This is a genomic window from Hymenobacter psychrotolerans DSM 18569, assembly GCF_900142395.1.
GTDB classification, from domain to species: Bacteria; Bacteroidota; Bacteroidia; order Cytophagales; family Hymenobacteraceae; genus Hymenobacter; species Hymenobacter psychrotolerans.
In genome coordinates, this window is record NZ_FRAS01000002.1 from 274,552 (window position 1) to 291,381 (window position 16,830).

Below are 16,830 nucleotides of genomic sequence, written 5' to 3' on the forward strand. Positions count from 1 at the left end.
GGAAGCCCGTGGGCGCACCGCAGGGTAGCGTATGCCGCCGGAGCTGATAAGTACAGAGACTATTCGCCGCAGCCGGAGTTGGCGGCGTAGTTGTTGCCGATTTCCAGGCCCAGCTCGGCGGCTTTGCGCCAGTCCTGGCAGGCGCCGTCGGCGTTGCGGAGCATTTCGCGGGCGTGGCCCCGGTTGAGGTAGGCTTCGGCGTACGTGGGGTTCAGCGCAATGGCCTTGCTGGCGTCGGCGTCGGCTTTTTTGTAGTCTTCGAGCTTGAGGTAAGCGGCGGCGCGGTTGTTCCAGGCAAAGGCGTAAGAGGCATCCAGCTCCGTGGCCCGGCCAAAGTCCTCAGCCGCTCCTTTGTAGTCGCCGGCCTCAAAGCGGGCGGCGCCGCGGTTGGTGTAGGCGGTTGGGTTGTCCTGCTTTTTGCGCAGATACTCCGTGTAATCGGCCAGAGCACCTTTCAGGTCGCCGGCGCGGCGCCTGGTGCCGGCGCGGTTCAGCAGGGCCGGAAGCAGCTCGGGCTGAAGCGCCAGGGCCTTGGTGTAGCTCTGGATGGCTGCGGGATATTCCTGCAGCTGCCGCTCGGCGCTGGCCCGGTCGTGCCAGGCGTAGGCGTAGTTGGGGTCCGCTTTGGTGGCCTGGTCGAAATCTGCCTTGGCCGCCTTGTAGTCGCCTTTTTCAAAGCGTAGCGCCCCGCGGTAGTACCAGGCTGGCGCATAGGCCGGCGTAGCTTCCACGGCTTTCGAGTAGTCCTGCTCGGCTTCAGTGGGCTGCTGCAGCGCCTCCCGGGCCTGGCCACGCCCAAAGTAGGCCGTGCCATCCTTGGGGTCGAGCTTGAGGGCGGCATCGTAGTCATGCACGGCGGGCTGGTAGTCTTTCAGCTCGTAGCGGGTGGTGGCGCGGTTGTAGTAAGCCCGGGCGAAATCAGGGCGTAGCGTCAGAGCCTTGTCAAAATCCAGCAGCGCGGCACGGTAGCTTTTCTGATTGAACTTGGCTACCCCGCTGTTGTAGAGCTTCTCGGCCTGCTGAGCCGGTGGTAGGGTAGAAGCCCGCACCGTATCTACCTGGGCCTGCGCAGCAAGGGCCGGCAGACTAAGTGCGGCAATAAGAAGTATCGATTTGTGCATCATATCCGGCCGGGTTGCTTCGGCAGGATAAATGTAATTTTAATTGCGCAAACGCCAGAAATTCAACTTAATATTTGTTTGATAGTATAATTATGGCAAGATGAAGTAGTAGCCGGGCTTAGGCTTGCCCAGGCCATTGGGTCCGGGCCAGTGCTTCCCATTCGGCGCGGATACTGCCGCTAAACGCGGGCCGCCCTGCCCGGCGGTACCAGTAGGCAGCATTGCTGGCGTCGCCTTTCTGCCGGTGCAGCAGCGCGTGCAGCCAATCGAAATGGGGCGTGCCTTCATGTGCCTGCGCAATGTCGTGGGCGGTCCTCCATTCGTCACGGCCGGCGTGCCAGAGCGCGCGCAGCAGGGGCGAAAGAGCATCGGAGGCAGCGTGGTGCGTGAGAGAATCGGCAAATTCGTTGTACTTCATATCTCTACAGGGCGTGAATGGTGGGGAACTGGGAGCTTACGCGTCGGGCGAAACTTCTGCTGCTGTAAACTTCTCAGGTGGCATTGGGGTTGAATACGCCAACTGCAGGAGGGCCGCCACTATTTGCGTATTTTTGTAGCGGCGGCTGCAAACCACAGTCCGTTATGTTTCACTTTCACGCCTAGCTTTTACCTATGGCTACGTACCCCGAATACATGGTTGCCCCGATTCGCCAGGACCTCGTTGAGGCCGGCTTCGAGCAGCTGATGACCCCCGAAGAAGTGGACTCCGTCCTGAACGAGCAGAAAGGCACCGTGCTGGTGGCCGTCAACTCGGTGTGCGGCTGCGCAGCTTCCAAAGCCCGCCCGGCCCTGAAAATGGCCATTTCCAGCTCCGACAAGAAGCCCGCGAAACTTGTAACCGTATTTGCCGGCATGGAAACCGATGCCGTAGCCAAAGTGCGCGAGCATCTGCTGCCGTATCCGCCCAGCAGCCCCAGCATTGCACTGTTCAAAGACGGTGAGCTGGTGCACATGATTGAGCGCTACCACATCGAAGGCAACGACCTGATGCGTATCGTCAACAACCTGCAGGGCGCTTTTGAGGAGTACTGCTAGAACGCGGATTTTGCAGATTAGCGCGGATTAGTCGGATTTTGGTGACGATTATCCGGGCCGTTTGCGAGTGACCCCAAGCAAAAAGGCTTGCCATCTGGCAAGCCTTTTTGCTTTTTAATCGTCACCAAAATCCGACTAATCCGCGCTAATCTGCAAAATCCGCGTTCCTAGTTAGCCACTTCGCTCAGAAACTTGATGCGCATCAGGCGAATGTCCTCCTCGGTGTACTCATCGGTGCCCAGCTCCTTTAGTGCCACCGCAATGTTGTCGGTGCTGGCCGACATGAAGTAGTCGTAGATTTCGTCCTGGCGCTCGTGGTCCAGCACGCCGTCGATATAATAGTCAAGGTTGAGCTTGGTGCCGGAGTAGCAGATGTGCTCGATTTCCTCCATCAGCTCGCGCATATCAATGCCCTTCGAGGAAGCAATTTCCTCCAGGTCCATCTTTTTGTCGATCTGCTGAATGATGTAAATCTTGATTTTGGACTTGTTGACGGCCGATTTTACCACCACATCGGTAGCCGTTTCGATGTCGTTGTCGTCCACGTACTTTTTGATGAGCGCCAGGAACGGCGTGCCGAATTTGGTGGCCTTGCCCTGGCCTACGCCGCCCACATGGGCGAGGTCGTCCATCTTCAGCGGGAAGGTGGTAGCCATTTCCTTGAGCGACGGATCCTGAAAGAGCACGTACGGCGGCAGGTTTTTCTCCTTGGCTATCTTTTTGCGCAGGTCTTTCAGCATCTGGAACAGGGCCTCGTCGTGGCCGGCGGCCTGCTGCACCTCTTCCTGCTCCTGCTCTTCCTTCACCTCCTCCTCGTAGTTGTGGTCTTTGGTGAGCTTAATAGAATGGGGGTTTTCGATGAAGTCCATACCCTTGTCGGTGATTTTTGCAACGCCAAAGTTTTCAATATCCTTCTCCAGTAAACCAAAAATCAGGCACTGCCGCAACAGCGAATGCCAGAACTGGGCATCGTGGTGCTTGCCTTGTCCGTAGATGGGCAGGCCGTTGTGGCCATAGCTCTCTATGTGCGCGTTGTTCATACCCATTAATACGGTGCCGATGTGGTCGAGGCCGAACCGCTGCTCGGTTTGTACCACGGCTTTCAGCGCCATAGCCACTTCGTCTTTAGCCTCAAACTTCTCCTTGGGGTGCTTGCAGTTGTCGCAGAAGCCGCAGTCTTTCGGGTAGGTTTCGCCGAAATAGTGCAGCAGTTGCTTGCGCCGGCACACCGCCGAGTCGGCGTAGTTGGCCATTTCCTGCAGCAGCAGCTTGGAGTTGTCGCGCTCCGTTACGGGCTTGTCCTTGTTGAACTTCTCCAGCTTCACGATGTCGTCGTAGCTGTAGAACATCAGGCAGTCACCGTCCAGCCCGTCGCGGCCGCCGCGGCCGGTTTCCTGGTAGTAGCCTTCTATGCTTTTGGGCGTGTCGTAGTGAATCACGAAGCGCACATCGGGCTTGTCGATGCCCATTCCGAAGGCAATGGTCGCCACAATCACGTCAGCATCCTCATTGAGGAAGGCGTCCTGGTTGGCCATGCGCACGTGCGGGTCGAGGCCGGCGTGGTAGGGCAGGGCCCGCACGTCGTTTACTTTCAGCAGCTCCGCAATTTCCTCCACCTTCTTGCGGCTCAGGCAGTAAATGATGCCTGCCAGGCCTTTGCGCTGCTTCACGTACTGAATCAGCTGCTTTTTGGTGTTGTGCTTGGGCCGCACCTCGTAGTAGAGGTTGGTGCGGTTGAAGCTGGTCTTGAACACCGAGGCGTCGTCCATCTGCAGGTTCTTCTGGATGTCGAGCTGCACTTTGGGCGTGGCCGTGGCCGTGAGGGCAATGATGGGTACCTGCCCGATGTTGTCGATGATGCCCCGGATGCGGCGGTACTCAGGCCGAAAGTCGTGGCCCCACTCCGAAATGCAGTGCGCCTCGTCAATAGCGACAAACGAAATGGTGGCCTTCTGCAGGAAGTCGATGGTTTCGTCTTTGGTCAGGCTCTCGGGCGCTACGTACAGCAGCTTCACCTCGCCGCTGATAACGTCCTTCTTGACCCGGTTGATTTCCGACTTGCTCAGCGTCGAGTTCAGAAACTGGGCATTCACGCCGAAGGCGTTCAGCTGGTCGACCTGGTTTTTCATCAGGGCGATGAGCGGCGAAATAACGATGGCCGTGCCGGGCAGCACCAGCGCCGGCAATTGGTAGCAAAGGCTTTTGCCCGCACCGGTAGGCATAATCACGAAGGTATTGTGGCCTTCGATGACGTTCTGAATGATGGCTTCCTGCGTACCGCGGAACTGACCGTACCCAAAAACTTCCTTTAACTTGCCCTTCAAATCAGGTGTTGATCTGACTACGGTGTTCACTGCTGGCATCGACATCCTCACTTACTCGGTTGGGAAATTCAGATAGGTTTTCGGCGCCTGGCGCAGGTTGCCTATCTCAATCTAGGGATTTTTGAAGTATTCGGTAGCGTGTAGCGGGCAAAAAGACAAAACCTTGTTTCGTGCACGGCCCTTCCACGCAATACCTAATCAAATTTAGATTGAAACCACATAACGAACTTCATTCTATTGCAAAAAATGTGCTTTTGCATGAAGCAGAGGCCATCCGGGGCGTAGCGGAAGCCATTGCGCAAACACCGGATTTTGCACAATGCATAGAGGCGATTTTGTCTTTGCGGGGTCGGGTCGTCGTAACGGGGATTGGTAAAAGCGCCCACATTGCCGGCAAGATTGTGGCCACATTGAACTCCACGGGTACGCCAGCGCTGTTTATGCACGCTGCCGACGCCATCCACGGCGACCTCGGCATGATTCAGCCCGACGATTTTGTGGTGGCCATCAGCAAGAGCGGCGACACGCCCGAAATAAAAGTGCTGGTGCCCCTGCTCAAGCGCAAAGGCGTGCCGCTGGCGGCTCTCGTCAGCAACGCCGACTCCTACCTGGCCCAGCAGGCCACCTACGTGCTGCACGCGCCCGTCGATAGGGAAGCCTGCCCCCACAATCTGGCTCCCACCACCAGCACCACGGCCGCCCTGGCCCTCGGCGATGCGCTGGCCGTGTGCCTGCTCGAAAGCCGGGAGTTTACGCGGCAGGATTTTGCGCGTCTGCACCCCGGCGGTACCCTCGGCAAGCAGCTCTATTTGAAAGTAGGCGACCTGAGCCGGCAGAACCAGCAGCCGCAGGTGCTCGATACCGCGCCCCTGAAGGACATTATTCTCGAAATTTCCGGCAAGCGCCTCGGGGCTACCGCCGTGCTGACAGCCAGCGGCCAGTTGGAAGGCATCATCACGGACGGTGATTTGCGCCGCATGCTGACCACCTTTGCCGGCCGCCTGGAAGACGTGCGTGCCCGCGACATCCTGACGGCCAATCCGGTAAGCGTAGACGTGGACGATTTTGCGGTAGAAGCCCTGGCGCGCATGCAGCAGCGCAATATCACGCAGCTTATCGTCACGGAGCAGGAGCGTTTCAGTGGTTTTATCCACCTGCATGATCTGCTGCGCGAAGGCCTCGTATAGCGCGGTGCCTGCCTCTTGTCTGACAAAATCAGATATTTGCAGCACCCAAACCAGCAACGGCTCAATCCCTGAGGCACAGGTGGGCTTTCCCGGACCCGATTATGATTCAACAAACTTACCTCGTGGTAATGGCCGGCGGTATTGGCAGCCGTTTCTGGCCTTTTAGCCGTACCAGCCACCCCAAGCAGTTTCACGACGTGCTGGGCGTAGGCCGCTCTATGCTACAGCTCACCGTCGACCGTTTTGCCGGCATCTGCCCGCCCGAAAACGTGTTCGTCGTCACCAATCGTGACTACCAGGAACTGGTGCAGCAGCACTTGCCCGAGCTTCCCGCCGACCAGATTCTGGGAGAGCCTATCGGCCGCAATACGGCGCCGTGTATTGCGTATGCCAGCTACCGCATTGCGCAGCGCGACCCGCAGGCCGTGGTGATTGTGACGCCCGCCGACCACGCCGTGCAGCGCGAAGACGAGTTCCGGCGCGTGATTTCGCTGGCCGTAGACGCCGCTCGCACCCAGGAAGTGCTCATCACGCTCGGCATCCAGCCTTCGCGCCCCGACACCGGCTACGGCTACATTCAGTACATGGATGATGAAGCCAGCAGCCTGCCGAATGGCCTGAGAAAGGTGAAGACATTCACGGAAAAGCCGAATCTGGAGCTGGCCAACATGTTCCTGGCCAGCGGCGACTTTCTCTGGAACTCCGGCCTGTTTGTGTGGCGCGCCAACGTAATCCTGAAGGCCTTCCACAATTACCTGAGCGACATATCGGAGGTGTTTGAGGAGGGGAGTGCTCAGCTGGGGACTTCGCAGGAGGAAGAGTTCATCACGGCAGCTTACTCACGCTGCCGCAACATTAGCATCGACTATGGTGTGATGGAAAAGGCGGACAATGTGTATGTGCTGCCCGCCGACTTCGGGTGGAGCGACCTGGGTACCTGGGACTCGCTGCACCGCATAGGCCGCCGCGACGACAACGGCAACGTGGTAGACGGCGACGCCATTCTGTATGACACGCAGGAATGCGTTATCAAAACGCCCGCTGAGCGGCTGGTAGTAGTGCAGGGCCTCGAAGGCTACATTGTGGCCGAATATGACAACGTGCTGCTGATCTGCAAACGCACCGAAGAGCAACGCGTGAAGGAGTTTGTGGCCGATGTAAAAGCCAAGAAAGGCGCCGGCTACAACTAAAAGCCGCGCACAGATCCAAACAAAAAGGCCGGGCTCTTGAGCCCGGCCTTTTTGTTTGTAGTAAGTAAAGTGGCTGGTTATTTCGCCGCCTGCAGGCGCTGGCGCAGCACCTCGAACAGCATAATGCCGCTGGCCACCGACACGTTGAGCGAGCCAATCTGGCCGGTCATCGGGATGCGGAGGCGGTGGTCGGCGAGTTGCAGGTATTCGGGCGAGATGCCGTCTTCCTCGCTGCCCATCAGCACAGCCACGGGGCCAGTCATATCTGCCGAAGTGCTTTCCAGGCTGGCGTCTGATTTTTCGGTGCACGCAACAATCTGCACGCCCGACTCCCGCAGAAAGTTCAGGCTGTCGCGCAGGTTGTTTTCGCGGCATACCGGAATCAGGTTCAGGGCCCCGGCCGAGGTTTTCACAGCGTCGCCGTTGATCTGGGCGGCACCGCGGGCCGGCACCACAATAGCGTGCACGCCCATGCATTCGGCGTTGCGGGCAATGGCGCCGAAGTTGCGCACGTCTGTCACACGGTCCAGAATCAGCAGAAACGGCACCTTGCCTTCTTCGTAAAGCCCGGACAGAATGCTGTCGAGCGGCATGTAGTCAATCGGCGAGACAAAGGCCACAGCGCCCTGGTGATTTTTGCGCGTCAGGCCGTCCAGCTTTTCGGCCGGCACCATCGAAACGGGCGTGCCCCGCTCGCGGGCCAGGTCGTTGATTTCCTGGGTCAGGCTGTTTTTGGTGCCGCGCAGCAGGAAAATCTTTTCCAGCGTACGGCCCGCGTGCAGCGCCTCCAGAATGGGGCGCAACCCAAACAGCATATCGATGTTGTGGTCGGCAGCCGGGCGGTGCGAGTAAAACGGCTTGTCGCCGCCGGCTGAGCGGCCGGAGTTACCCCGGGGCCCATCGAAGCTACGGCCACCGCGGCCGTCAGCGCGCTTGTCGGGGCGGCTTTCGTCGCGGCCTTCCGGGCGGCTCTCAGGCCGGCGGTAGCCACCGGGCACGTCGTCGCCGAAGTCGCGGCGCGGGGTGCGGGGCACCGGGCGGTTTTCCGAGTCAAAAAAAGTGCGGCGCGGCTTCAGCGGCCCGGGGCGGTCATTGCTTTTCTCCATTGCTCCACGGCGGCATACCAAAGACGTTCATTCTCGGGTCGGCGCACCAATTCATAGTGTTCGGGGGCAAAGGTACTCGGTTTGGGCCGGAACGTATAAGTAGCTGAGCTGCCGTTGTCGCGGGCGTGGTAGACCCACCGCTCTTCCTGGGCAGTACGATACACGGCATCGGGGACGCCCAGCACCATGTAGAGCATTCCCCGGTCGGTCATCCAACCCGCTTTGTGTGCCGCAAACAGCTGATTGGCAGTAGCGGCGCGGCTGTAATAAAGCCGGATTGCCTGGCGGGCCAGGGTTTGCTGGCCGGCCGCTGCCTTCAGCCAGAACTCATCGACGGCCTTTTTGGGGTTGGGCGCTTCGTAGAGCTTTTTGCGTTCCGCCGAAGTGGTCAGGTAGATCAGGGGCTGAATCAGCTCGTCGGCCGTGGTGAGGTCCGGGTATTCGGCACCGGTTACCAGCAGCCCCAGCATGCTGGGCTCGCCGGCCAGCCGGAGCGTATACAGGCCAGGCTCTGGAAGGGCCAACGCTACCCCGGCCCGCGCATACAGCGAGTCGCTGACCGCCAGTGTGGCCGGTCCCGCTGACTGCCGCAGCGGATCGGCGTGCGGCGGCAAAGCGGCCACGAAGGGCGTCGTGTACTGCTTCACGTTTACGGGCTGCTCAGGACCATACCGGTCCACAAAAAAAGCCTCACCGGCCCGCACCGTGTGCCGTAGCAACGGAGCGCCGAGGCTGTCGGTCAGTACGTAGGGACGGGCCAGGCGGGCGGCTGTGAGCGGCAGCCAGGCTGCTTCGCCGGATACGGCGGCGCTGGCGGGGCCGCAGGCTATGCTCAGCACGGTGCCGGCCTGCAGGCGGGCCATTGGCAGGCAAAACTCCACGCGGGCAGCCGGCCCTTCGGAACGAAGCCGCCGCGCCAGCTGAGACACGGTATCGGCCCAGAGGGGGCGCCTGGCATCGTAGGCGGGCCAGGCCAGCACCCGCAGCGGCTGCTTTTGCCGGAGCGCCGAGCCATCCGGAAACCGCAGATACACGCGCAGACTGTCGCCTTCGCGGCGCGAATCCACCAGAATTTTTTGGTGACGGTACTGGCCGGCGAAGTCGCGCCGCTGAGCCGATGCGGCTAGCGGCAGCGTCAGCAGAAAGCCCCAGAAAAGAAGTAGTCGGACCTGATGATTCACCGGCGGCAGTGTAGATGTGGCTACTAAAACGGAGAAGCGGCCCGTAATGTCAGCAGAAGCCAACAAAAAAGCCGGCCCAACCGGGCCGGCTTTCCTGCTAGAGCTACAAAATGCCCTTTACTGACGCGGATAATACTGGTTCAGCAGCTCGTAGGCTTTCGCGGCGCGGGCCTGGTCGCCAACCTGCTCGGCGGCGCGGTATACGCTCTGCAGCCCCAGCAGATAGGTCTGGCTTTCCATGTCGAACAAGGCCGGGTTGTGCGTCTGGTAGTAGGCCAGAGCCACCTGGGCGCGGCTGGTCATCTTGTCCATGATGTCGTGAGCCAGCGCCTGCTTGCCTACCGTTACCAGCGCCGGCACAAACTGCGGCGAGTAGTAGTCGTAGGGAATCGTGGCGTCGGGCATGGCCTCAAACGCTTTGTTCAGCACTTCGGTAGCCTTGGCCTTGTCGCCGTCGGCGAGGTAGGCGTTGGCGAGGCGCGCGAATTTGTCGCGGTAGTTGGCCGGGAAGCGCAGGTGGTTTTCGTCGTAGAAGATGCCCGGCTTGTTGAGGTTGCGGAAGGCAAACTTCTTCATCATGTTCTCATACATGATGTTTTTCTCCACGTAGCCTTCGTCGCCGCGGGGCTGGTAGTTCGGGTCTTTCAGCGGCAGCACGCGGTAGGCCATGCCTTCCAGCTGGAAGTAGGGCTGCAGGTTCATGAAGTCGGAGCCGGCCACGGTGCTGGAGAAGTAGATGGGACGCTCCCAGTTGTTGGTGGCCAGCATGTCCAGAATCACCAGGTTCTTCTTCTCGATGGCGCCTTTGCCCATGTCCCATTCCATGCGGTTCACGAGCTGCTTGCTGCGCTCCGCCGGTACGAGGCCCTGCTTTTTCACGGCGGCCGTATCCACGTTCAGGTAGAATTTGCGGGTCGGGTACGACATCATCATCGGCTGGCCTTCGCCGTACGACACCTGCAGCAGCTCGCTGTTCTGCTTCACCAGCTGAATAAACTCCTTCAGGTTCACTTCCTGCACGGCCGGGTTTTCGGCGTAGGGCAGCATGTCGTTGGTGCCCTGCTTGTACCGGTCATCGGGCATGGAGATGGGCAGCGGCTGCGACAGATACGCCTTGCGCTTCATCTGCTGGATGTACCAGTCGGTGTTCAGGTAGCTGAGTACGGCCACACGCACGTCGGTACGCACGCCTTCCACTTCCTGGGCGTACCAAAGCGGGAAGGTGTCGTTGTCGCCGTTGGTGAACAGGATGGCATTGGGCTGCAGCGAGTTCAGCAGGTTCTTGGCCGAATCCACGGAGTTGTAGCGGTCCGACCGGTCGTGGTCGTCCCAGCCCTGGCCCACCAGAATAGCGGGCGCCAGCAGGCCAAGGGCCGTAGCAGCTATGGCACGGGGCGTATCGGCTTTCAGAATGGAGCGCAGCAGCTCAGCCAGGCCCAGCACGCTCAGCCCAATCCAGATGGCAAATGCATAGGTAGCGCCCGTGAAGGTGTAGTCCCGCTCACGAGGCTCTATGGGCGGCTGGTTGAGGTATACCACAATGGCCAGACCCGTAAACACGAACAGCAGGCCCACAATAAAGGCATTGCGCGAGTCGCGGCGGGCATGGAAGAACAGGCCGATGAGGCCCAGAATCAGCGGAATAGCGAAAAAGTTGTTGCGGGCCGGGCTGTCGGCTACGCGCTCCGGCACGCCGCTCTTGCCCGCGTCCCAGGGCCACAACCCTCCAGACTGCTGAATGTCGCCCTGGCGGCCTACGTAGTTCCACAGGAAGTAGCGCCAGAACTGGTGGCCCATCTGGTAGCGGAACAGGAACGACAGGTTCTGGCCCATGGTGGGCTTCACGCCTTCCCGGATATCCACCCACTTCTGGTAGTTGTAGATGTGCTCGGGCTGCGGGCTGTAGATGCGCGGCAGCAGCATTTTGTCGGCATCGTCATACACCAGCGTCTGGCGCTTTTCGGCCACTACATACCGGTCGCCTTCGCGCACGTAGCGCGGGGCGCCGTCTTCGTAGCGCACGGGGCGGGCATTGAACTGCGGGCCGTACAGCAGCGGACGGTCGCCGTACTGCTCGCGCTTCAGGTAGCTCACAAAGCTCAGGACGTCCTCGGGGTTGTTTTCGTTGATGGTGGGGTGGTAGCTGCTCCGAATCGGGATGATAAGATAGCTGGAGTAGCCAATCAGGATGAACACCAGGCTCAGCATGGCCGTGTTCACGAGGCGGTTTTTCTTCTGGAACGAGTAGCGGAAACCCAGCCACAGCAGGCCCACAAACAGCACCAGGAAGATGATGATACCCGAGTTGAACGGCAGGTGCACCGTATTCACAAAGAACACTTCAAACCCGCCCGCCAGCGTAGGCAGGCCCGGAATGATGCCCACCAGAATCAGGCCCACAATCACCAAGCTGACCGCCAGCGTGATGATGCCGCCCAGGGTAGTGGGGTTCTGGGTGCGGCGGTAGTAGTAGATAAACGCCAGCGCCGGTACGGCCAGCAGGTTCAGCAAGTGCACCCCGATGCTGAGGCCGATAACGTAGGCAATCAGGATCAGCCATTTGTCGGAATCGGCTTCGTGGGCGCGGTTTTCCCACTTCAGCATAATCCAGACCACGGCCGCCGTAAACAGCGACGACATGGCGTATACCTCGCCTTCCACGGCGTTGAACCAGAACGAATCGGAGAAAGCAAACGACAACGCACCTACCACGCCGGCGCCCAGAATGAGCAGGCTCTGGCCCGAAGTGGGCTCGGGCGTGCCGGGGGCCGTGTGTCCGGCCACCTGGCGGTGCAGCACCAGCTTCTTGGCCAGCATCGTGATGGTCCAGAACAGAAACAGCACCGTGAAGGAGCTACTCAGCGCCGACAAGGCATTCACCAGCACGGCCACTTTCGTCACATCTCCGAACGAGAACAGCGAGAAGATGCGGCCCAGCAGCAGAAAGGTGGGCGCCCCGGGAGGGTGCGGCACCAGCAGCTTGTAGGAGCAGGCAATAAACTCGCCGCAGTCCCAGAACGAGGCCGTGGGTTCGAGCGTGAGTAGATAGGTGATGGTGGCAATGGCAAACACCAGCCAGCCTACTAAATTATTCAGGCTTTTGTATGAACGCATGCGTGCTTGGGGTAGGGTAGGAACGGGGCAAGCCCCGCCCGCCGTTGGAGTCCGACGGGTTTAAATGATCCAGAAATCAGTGAAAGACCAAAAGTAGAGAATAAATCCGGCCGCGCCGTATCCTGTTTAACGCCCGAAACAGCGGCTGCCATACGCCGGGTATAAAAAAAGCGGCCGGAGCTACCGGCCGCTTTTCAGTGATAAAGCAGGGAAAGGATGAAGGCTAGTTCTGCAGTACAAGCCGCTTTGTGGCCACCACCTTGTCGTTGTGCAGCAAGCTGTAGAGGTACATGCCGGCGGGCAGGTCAGATAAGTTGATGGGTACGCCGGCAGAAACCGCCTCAGGACGCAGGGCAATGGTGCGCACCTCGCGGCCGATAATGTTGTTCAGGCGCAGCTTGTAGTCGCCGGGAGCGGCTTTCGAGCCCAGCGTTACGGTGACCATGCCTTTGCTCGGGTTAGGGTAGAGCGTCAGCGACACGTTGGCGGCCTTTGCATCCAGGGTGGCCTGCGGGGCGTTGCTGACCGTAATAACCCCCGTCATACCAGTCCATTTCTCACCGCTGAATGACGCATTTGCCGGGCAGTGGTAGCTAAAGGTGCCCGCTTTGCTGAACGGGATAGAAGCGGTGAAAGCCGCCGGGCCGATGGCAAACGTAGACCACGCGCCGTTGTCGGACACTGTAGCATGCGTCTGGGTGCCCACATTTACCCACCGCACCTCATCGCCGGGGCGGATGGTAATGGCGGCAGGCCGGTAGAAGCCGTCCCCAACTTCCACCGTTACGGTGGCGGCCAGCGCCGACAGTTGGGCCAGCAGGATGGCCAGTACCCCAAAAATACGCGTAGAAATTTTCATGATGTTCAGCAGAAGGCTATTGCAGGGCTGCGGGTGCTACGCGCTTGGCTACAATATAGCGAATTTTAAATTTAAAGGCGGCTTGTTGCCAGAGTGGCATTAAGCGGAGCGTATCATCAGCCAGACAAGCACCGTGCCTAACTCAGCCGGTGAGTATGCAGGACAGATAGTGCTGTTGCCAGAAAGGTTGCTTCCCGGTGCCGCACTGCTCCCACCTTTGCTGTTTCTGCTTACGGCCGCGCTGCATTGTTCGCTGTTGAATAGCAGCCGTCCGGCGCGCGCACTCATAGTACGTAGCTGATTTCCTTCAGGTCAAAGTGGCGCAACTGGCCTTCTATGCGCACAATAAGCCGCCCGACCTCATCAACGCCCCTGATTTCGCCCTCAAGCCGGCGGCCTTCCACTTCGTAGGCATGCTGCTCTTGGTAGCGGAACAGCGCCGCCAGGTAGTTGTGGCGAATTGCGGCAAGCCGGCCCGACCGCAACTGCAGGTAGCGCCGCTCCAGGCACTCCAGCAGCCGGGAAATCAGGGTTGGCAGCGCATACGGGCGGCCCGTAACCCAGGCCAGAGAGGTAGCCGTATGGGCACCGAACTCCCGCTGGTTTACATTCAGCCCGATTCCTACCACACTATGCTGAATCATTGCGCCGCTAAGTGTGTTTTCAATCAGGATGCCTCCCAGCTTCCGGTTGCCATAATAAATATCGTTCGGCCACTTCACCCGCAGGGCGCCATCGGGCCCCAGCAAGGCACTGGCCCAGTCGTGCACGGCTAAGGCTACGGCCTGGCTGAGCAGAAACTGGTCCTGGGCTGGCAGAAAGGTGGGGCGCCATATTACCGACATTGTCAGGTTCTCGCCCGGATTGGCTTCCCAGCGGTTGCCACGCTGGCCCCGGCCGGCGGTCTGTTTGTCGGTAATTACCACGCAGCCGTCGGTGGCGCGGTTTTCGCCTATGAGATGTTGTGCCTCGGTGTTGGTTGAGGCGCATTCGGGCAACCAAACCACTTGGCGGCCCGTGAAGAGAGTTTGCGGGAAAAGAGCCTCCACTTGATTTTCGTACTTTGTGACGTTCAAACCTAACAATACCCCATGAAAAGTACCCTGGTTCGGCAGGATTCGGACAAGTTGGCAGATGTAGTAGTACGCGGCATGCAGGATAAGAAAGCTGTCGACATTGTAGTGCTCAATCTTAAAGACCTCAAAAATGCTGTAGCTGACTATTTTGTTATTTGCTCGGCATCCTCAGATACGCAACTCGACGCTATTGCGCGCTCCGTAGAAGAAGAAGTAGAAAAGCTGACCGGCCAGAACCCCTGGCAGACGGAAGGCCGCACCAACCGCGAGTGGGTGCTGCTCGACTACGTGGACGTGGTAGTGCATGTGTTCCTGCGCGACCGGCGCCAGTTCTACGCTCTGGAGGAGTTGTGGGGCGATGCACAGATCCGGTACGTGGAAGAAGAAACAGTTTCGGCGCGGTAAGGTAAACGCCGGTCAGCTGCGTCTGCTTCCGGGAACAAACGTGCAGGCGGCATGTTCCGCCTTTGTTTTTTGCTTTAGCTAATCCCTAGTTCATGCCTGATAACACGCCCAAAAAGAAGAAGCCCATGCTGCCTTCGCCCACCCCGAAACCGGGTATGCAGCTCTGGCTACTGGCCGGGTTGGTTTTGTTTCTGTGCGCCTGGTTGTTTTTCAACCAGAGTGGTAGCACCGTCGAAATCAACCAGCAGAAATTTGAGCAGATGTACGCCGCCGGTGATGTGCGCGACGTCAAGCTGCTCACTGACCGAAACCTGGTAGAAGTTTCGCTTAAAAACGAAGCCGCTAAATCGGGCCGCTATACGCAGCTTCTGAGCCGCCGTGGCCCGCTCACCTTCGACACCAGCCCGCAATTCGGGTTCCGGGTCGTGGATGGCAAAACGTTTAAGGAAGATTTTGAGAAGCTGCAGGCCAACGTTCCACTCGACAAGCGCATTGGCATCACCTTCGATACCCGCACCGGCTACGGCGACTTTATTGCCACCTGGGGCTTCTCCATTCTGTTGCTGGTCGGTTTCTGGTTCCTGATGCGCCGCATGAGTGGCGCGGGCGGAGCCGGCGGCCAGATTTTCAACATTGGTAAGAGCCGCGCCGCCCTGTTTGAGGGAGGCGACAAGGTGAAGATTACGTTCAAGGACGTAGCCGGTCTGGAAGAAGCCAAGGAAGAGGTGCAGGAAATCGTGGAGTTCCTCAAGAACCCTTCGAAGTTCACCATCCTCGGCGGTAAAATCCCGAAAGGTGCCTTGCTGGTAGGTCCTCCCGGTACCGGTAAAACGCTGCTGGCCAAAGCAGTAGCCGGCGAAGCTGACGTGCCGTTCTTTTCGCTGTCGGGCTCCGACTTCGTGGAAATGTTCGTGGGTGTGGGCGCTGCCCGCGTGCGTGACCTGTTCAAGCAGGCCAAAGCCAAGGCGCCCTGTATCATCTTCATCGACGAAATTGACGCCATTGGCCGCAGCCGCAGCCGCGGCAACGTGCCCGGCGGCAACGATGAGCGGGAAAATACGCTCAACTCGCTGCTGGTAGAAATGGACGGCTTCGGCACCGACTCCGGGGTTATTATCCTGGCAGCCACCAACCGTCCCGATACGCTCGACTCCGCGCTGCTGCGTCCCGGCCGTTTCGACCGTCAGATCAGCATCGACAAGCCCGACATCAACGGCCGCACGGAGATTTTCCAGGTGCACCTGAAGCCCCTGACGCTGGGCCCCGATGTGGAAGCCAAGAAGCTGGCCGCCATGACGCCCGGTTTTGCCGGCGCCGAGATTGCCAATGTCTGCAACGAAGCCGCCCTCATTGCCGCCCGCCGCGACAAGAAGATGGTGACCATGCAGGACTTCACCGACGCGGTGGACCGCGTAATTGGTGGTCTGGAGAAGAAAAACAAAATCATCAGCCCCGATGAGAAGCGGATTGTGGCCTACCACGAAGCCGGCCACGCCATTGCGGGCTGGTTCCTGGAGCACGCCGACCCATTGGTGAAAGTGAGCATCGTGCCCCGTGGGGTGGCGGCGCTGGGCTACGCGCAGTATCTGCCGCGTGAGCAGTTCCTCTACAACACCGAGCAGCTCACTGACGAGATGTGCATGACCCTAGGCGGCCGCGCGGCGGAAGAGCTGGTGTTCGGCAAGATTTCGACCGGCGCCCTCAGCGACCTGGAGCGCATCACCAAGATGGCCTACTCCATCGTGACGATGTACGGCATGAACGCCAAGCTCGGCAACGTGTCGTTCTACGACTCGAAAGGCCAGAATGAATACGGTTTCTCGAAGCCCTATTCGGAAGCCACGTCGCAGATGATTGATGAGGAAGTGCGCAGCATCATCGAGAATGCCTACATCCGGACTAAAGAGCTGCTGACGGAGCGCCGCCACGAGCTGGAGGTAGTAGCCAAAGAGCTGCTGGAAAAAGAAGTGCTGCTGCAGGATGATCTGGAGCGCCTCGTGGGCAAGCGCCCACACGGCGTGCAAACCAACTACCAGGCCCACATGGCCGGCACCGACCGGTCAGAAACCCTGAGCGAGCGGAAGCAGGAGCACCCGTTGCAAAACGATTTGCCTCCCCTGAATCTGCCCGGCGTAGATGACAACGGTCCGCAGTCCGGGGCTACTTCGGAGCCCAGCGGTTCGGCCGTAACGCCGGTATAGCACGCCCAATCCCAGAAAAGCCAGCCCGCCA

Annotated in this window: 13 protein-coding genes; 5 read left to right on the forward strand and 8 right to left on the reverse strand. The window is 59.5% G+C overall.

The genetic code is table 11. The features are described from left to right. Positions 1-59: 59 nt before the first annotated feature. On the reverse strand, positions 60-1,124 hold the full coding sequence (locus BUE15_RS04090) for a tetratricopeptide repeat protein (protein ID WP_073281420.1): 1,065 nt from the start codon (positions 1,122-1,124) through the stop codon (positions 60-62). Positions 1,125-1,239: 115 nt separating this feature from the next. Next, complete coding sequence (locus tag BUE15_RS04095; RefSeq protein WP_073281421.1) at positions 1,240-1,539, reverse strand: hypothetical protein; 300 nt, start codon at positions 1,537-1,539, stop codon at positions 1,240-1,242. Positions 1,540-1,733: 194 nt separating this feature from the next. Here BUE15_RS04095 and BUE15_RS04100 point away from each other — a divergent pair, with 194 nt between their 5' ends. Further along, complete coding sequence (locus tag BUE15_RS04100; RefSeq protein WP_073281422.1) at positions 1,734-2,156, forward strand: BrxA/BrxB family bacilliredoxin; 423 nt, start codon at positions 1,734-1,736, stop codon at positions 2,154-2,156. 167 nt (positions 2,157-2,323) lie between these two features. Here BUE15_RS04100 and recQ read toward each other — a convergent pair whose 3' ends face one another. Beyond that, the gene (recQ, locus tag BUE15_RS04105) at positions 2,324-4,519 is read right to left on the reverse strand and encodes a DNA helicase RecQ (RefSeq protein WP_073281423.1); all 2,196 of its coding nucleotides are present in this window, start codon (positions 4,517-4,519) and stop codon (positions 2,324-2,326) included. Positions 4,520-4,689: 170 nt separating this feature from the next. On the opposite strand from recQ, the gene BUE15_RS04110 reads away from it, so the two are divergent. Together BUE15_RS04110 and BUE15_RS04115 are read left to right on the forward strand one after the other, a co-directional pair. Then, positions 4,690-5,667 (forward strand): KpsF/GutQ family sugar-phosphate isomerase, encoded by a 978-nt coding sequence (locus BUE15_RS04110; protein ID WP_073281424.1) that lies wholly within the window; start codon positions 4,690-4,692, stop codon positions 5,665-5,667. Positions 5,668-5,768: 101 nt separating this feature from the next. Beyond that, positions 5,769-6,857 carry a mannose-1-phosphate guanylyltransferase gene (locus BUE15_RS04115; protein ID WP_073281425.1) on the forward strand — a complete coding sequence of 363 codons (1,089 nt, stop codon included), beginning with the start codon at positions 5,769-5,771 and terminating at the stop codon, positions 6,855-6,857. Positions 6,858-6,934: 77 nt separating this feature from the next. Here BUE15_RS04115 and rlmB read toward each other — a convergent pair whose 3' ends face one another. From rlmB to BUE15_RS04140, 5 genes are all read right to left on the reverse strand, one after another. Then, on the reverse strand, positions 6,935-7,963 hold the full coding sequence (rlmB, locus tag BUE15_RS04120) for a 23S rRNA (guanosine(2251)-2'-O)-methyltransferase RlmB (RefSeq protein ID WP_244535869.1): 1,029 nt from the start codon (positions 7,961-7,963) through the stop codon (positions 6,935-6,937). After that, positions 7,930-9,210 (reverse strand): GWxTD domain-containing protein, encoded by a 1,281-nt coding sequence (locus BUE15_RS04125; RefSeq protein ID WP_170865183.1) that lies wholly within the window; start codon positions 9,208-9,210, stop codon positions 7,930-7,932. The genes rlmB and BUE15_RS04125 overlap by 34 nt, the downstream gene beginning before the upstream one ends. Positions 9,211-9,261: 51 nt before the next feature. Further along, the gene (locus BUE15_RS04130) at positions 9,262-12,258 is read right to left on the reverse strand and encodes a glycosyltransferase family 117 protein (RefSeq protein ID WP_073281427.1); all 2,997 of its coding nucleotides are present in this window, start codon (positions 12,256-12,258) and stop codon (positions 9,262-9,264) included. A gap of 223 nt (positions 12,259-12,481) precedes the next feature. Beyond that, positions 12,482-13,117 carry a T9SS type A sorting domain-containing protein gene (locus BUE15_RS04135; protein ID WP_073281428.1) on the reverse strand — a complete coding sequence of 212 codons (636 nt, stop codon included), beginning with the start codon at positions 13,115-13,117 and terminating at the stop codon, positions 12,482-12,484. Between the two features lie 284 nt (positions 13,118-13,401). After that, a complete protein-coding gene (locus BUE15_RS04140) occupies positions 13,402-14,124 on the reverse strand; it encodes a biotin--[acetyl-CoA-carboxylase] ligase (RefSeq protein WP_317614837.1) in 723 nt (240 codons plus the stop codon). Positions 14,125-14,208: 84 nt separating this feature from the next. On the opposite strand from BUE15_RS04140, the gene rsfS reads away from it, so the two are divergent. Both rsfS and ftsH read left to right on the forward strand, forming a co-directional pair. Next, positions 14,209-14,598, forward strand: a complete 390-nt coding sequence (rsfS, locus tag BUE15_RS04145) for a ribosome silencing factor (protein ID WP_073281430.1) — start codon at positions 14,209-14,211, stop codon at positions 14,596-14,598. A 92-nt stretch (positions 14,599-14,690) separates the two neighbouring features. Further along, the gene (gene ftsH / locus BUE15_RS04150; RefSeq protein ID WP_073281431.1) at positions 14,691-16,799 is read left to right on the forward strand and encodes an ATP-dependent zinc metalloprotease FtsH; all 2,109 of its coding nucleotides are present in this window, start codon (positions 14,691-14,693) and stop codon (positions 16,797-16,799) included. Positions 16,800-16,830 lie beyond the last annotated feature (31 nt).

What these genes read in the sequence shown, in the direction of transcription:
- BUE15_RS04090 (WP_073281420.1), bottom strand. Translation starts at nt 1,124, where the DNA reads ATGATGCACAAATCGATACTTCTTATTGCCGCACTTAGTCTGCCGGCC.
- BUE15_RS04095 (WP_073281421.1), bottom strand. Translation starts at nt 1,539, where the DNA reads ATGAAGTACAACGAATTTGCCGATTCTCTCACGCACCACGCTGCCTCC.
- BUE15_RS04100 (WP_073281422.1), top strand. Translation starts at nt 1,734, where the DNA reads ATGGCTACGTACCCCGAATACATGGTTGCCCCGATTCGCCAGGACCTC.
- recQ (WP_073281423.1), bottom strand. Translation starts at nt 4,519, where the DNA reads ATGCCAGCAGTGAACACCGTAGTCAGATCAACACCTGATTTGAAGGGC.
- BUE15_RS04115 (WP_073281425.1), top strand. Translation starts at nt 5,769, where the DNA reads ATGATTCAACAAACTTACCTCGTGGTAATGGCCGGCGGTATTGGCAGC.
- rlmB (WP_244535869.1), bottom strand. Translation starts at nt 7,963, where the DNA reads ATGGAGAAAAGCAATGACCGCCCCGGGCCGCTGAAGCCGCGCCGCACT.
- BUE15_RS04130 (WP_073281427.1), bottom strand. Translation starts at nt 12,258, where the DNA reads ATGCGTTCATACAAAAGCCTGAATAATTTAGTAGGCTGGCTGGTGTTT.
- BUE15_RS04135 (WP_073281428.1), bottom strand. Translation starts at nt 13,117, where the DNA reads ATGAAAATTTCTACGCGTATTTTTGGGGTACTGGCCATCCTGCTGGCC.
- rsfS (WP_073281430.1), top strand. Translation starts at nt 14,209, where the DNA reads ATGAAAAGTACCCTGGTTCGGCAGGATTCGGACAAGTTGGCAGATGTA.
- ftsH (WP_073281431.1), top strand. Translation starts at nt 14,691, where the DNA reads ATGCCTGATAACACGCCCAAAAAGAAGAAGCCCATGCTGCCTTCGCCC.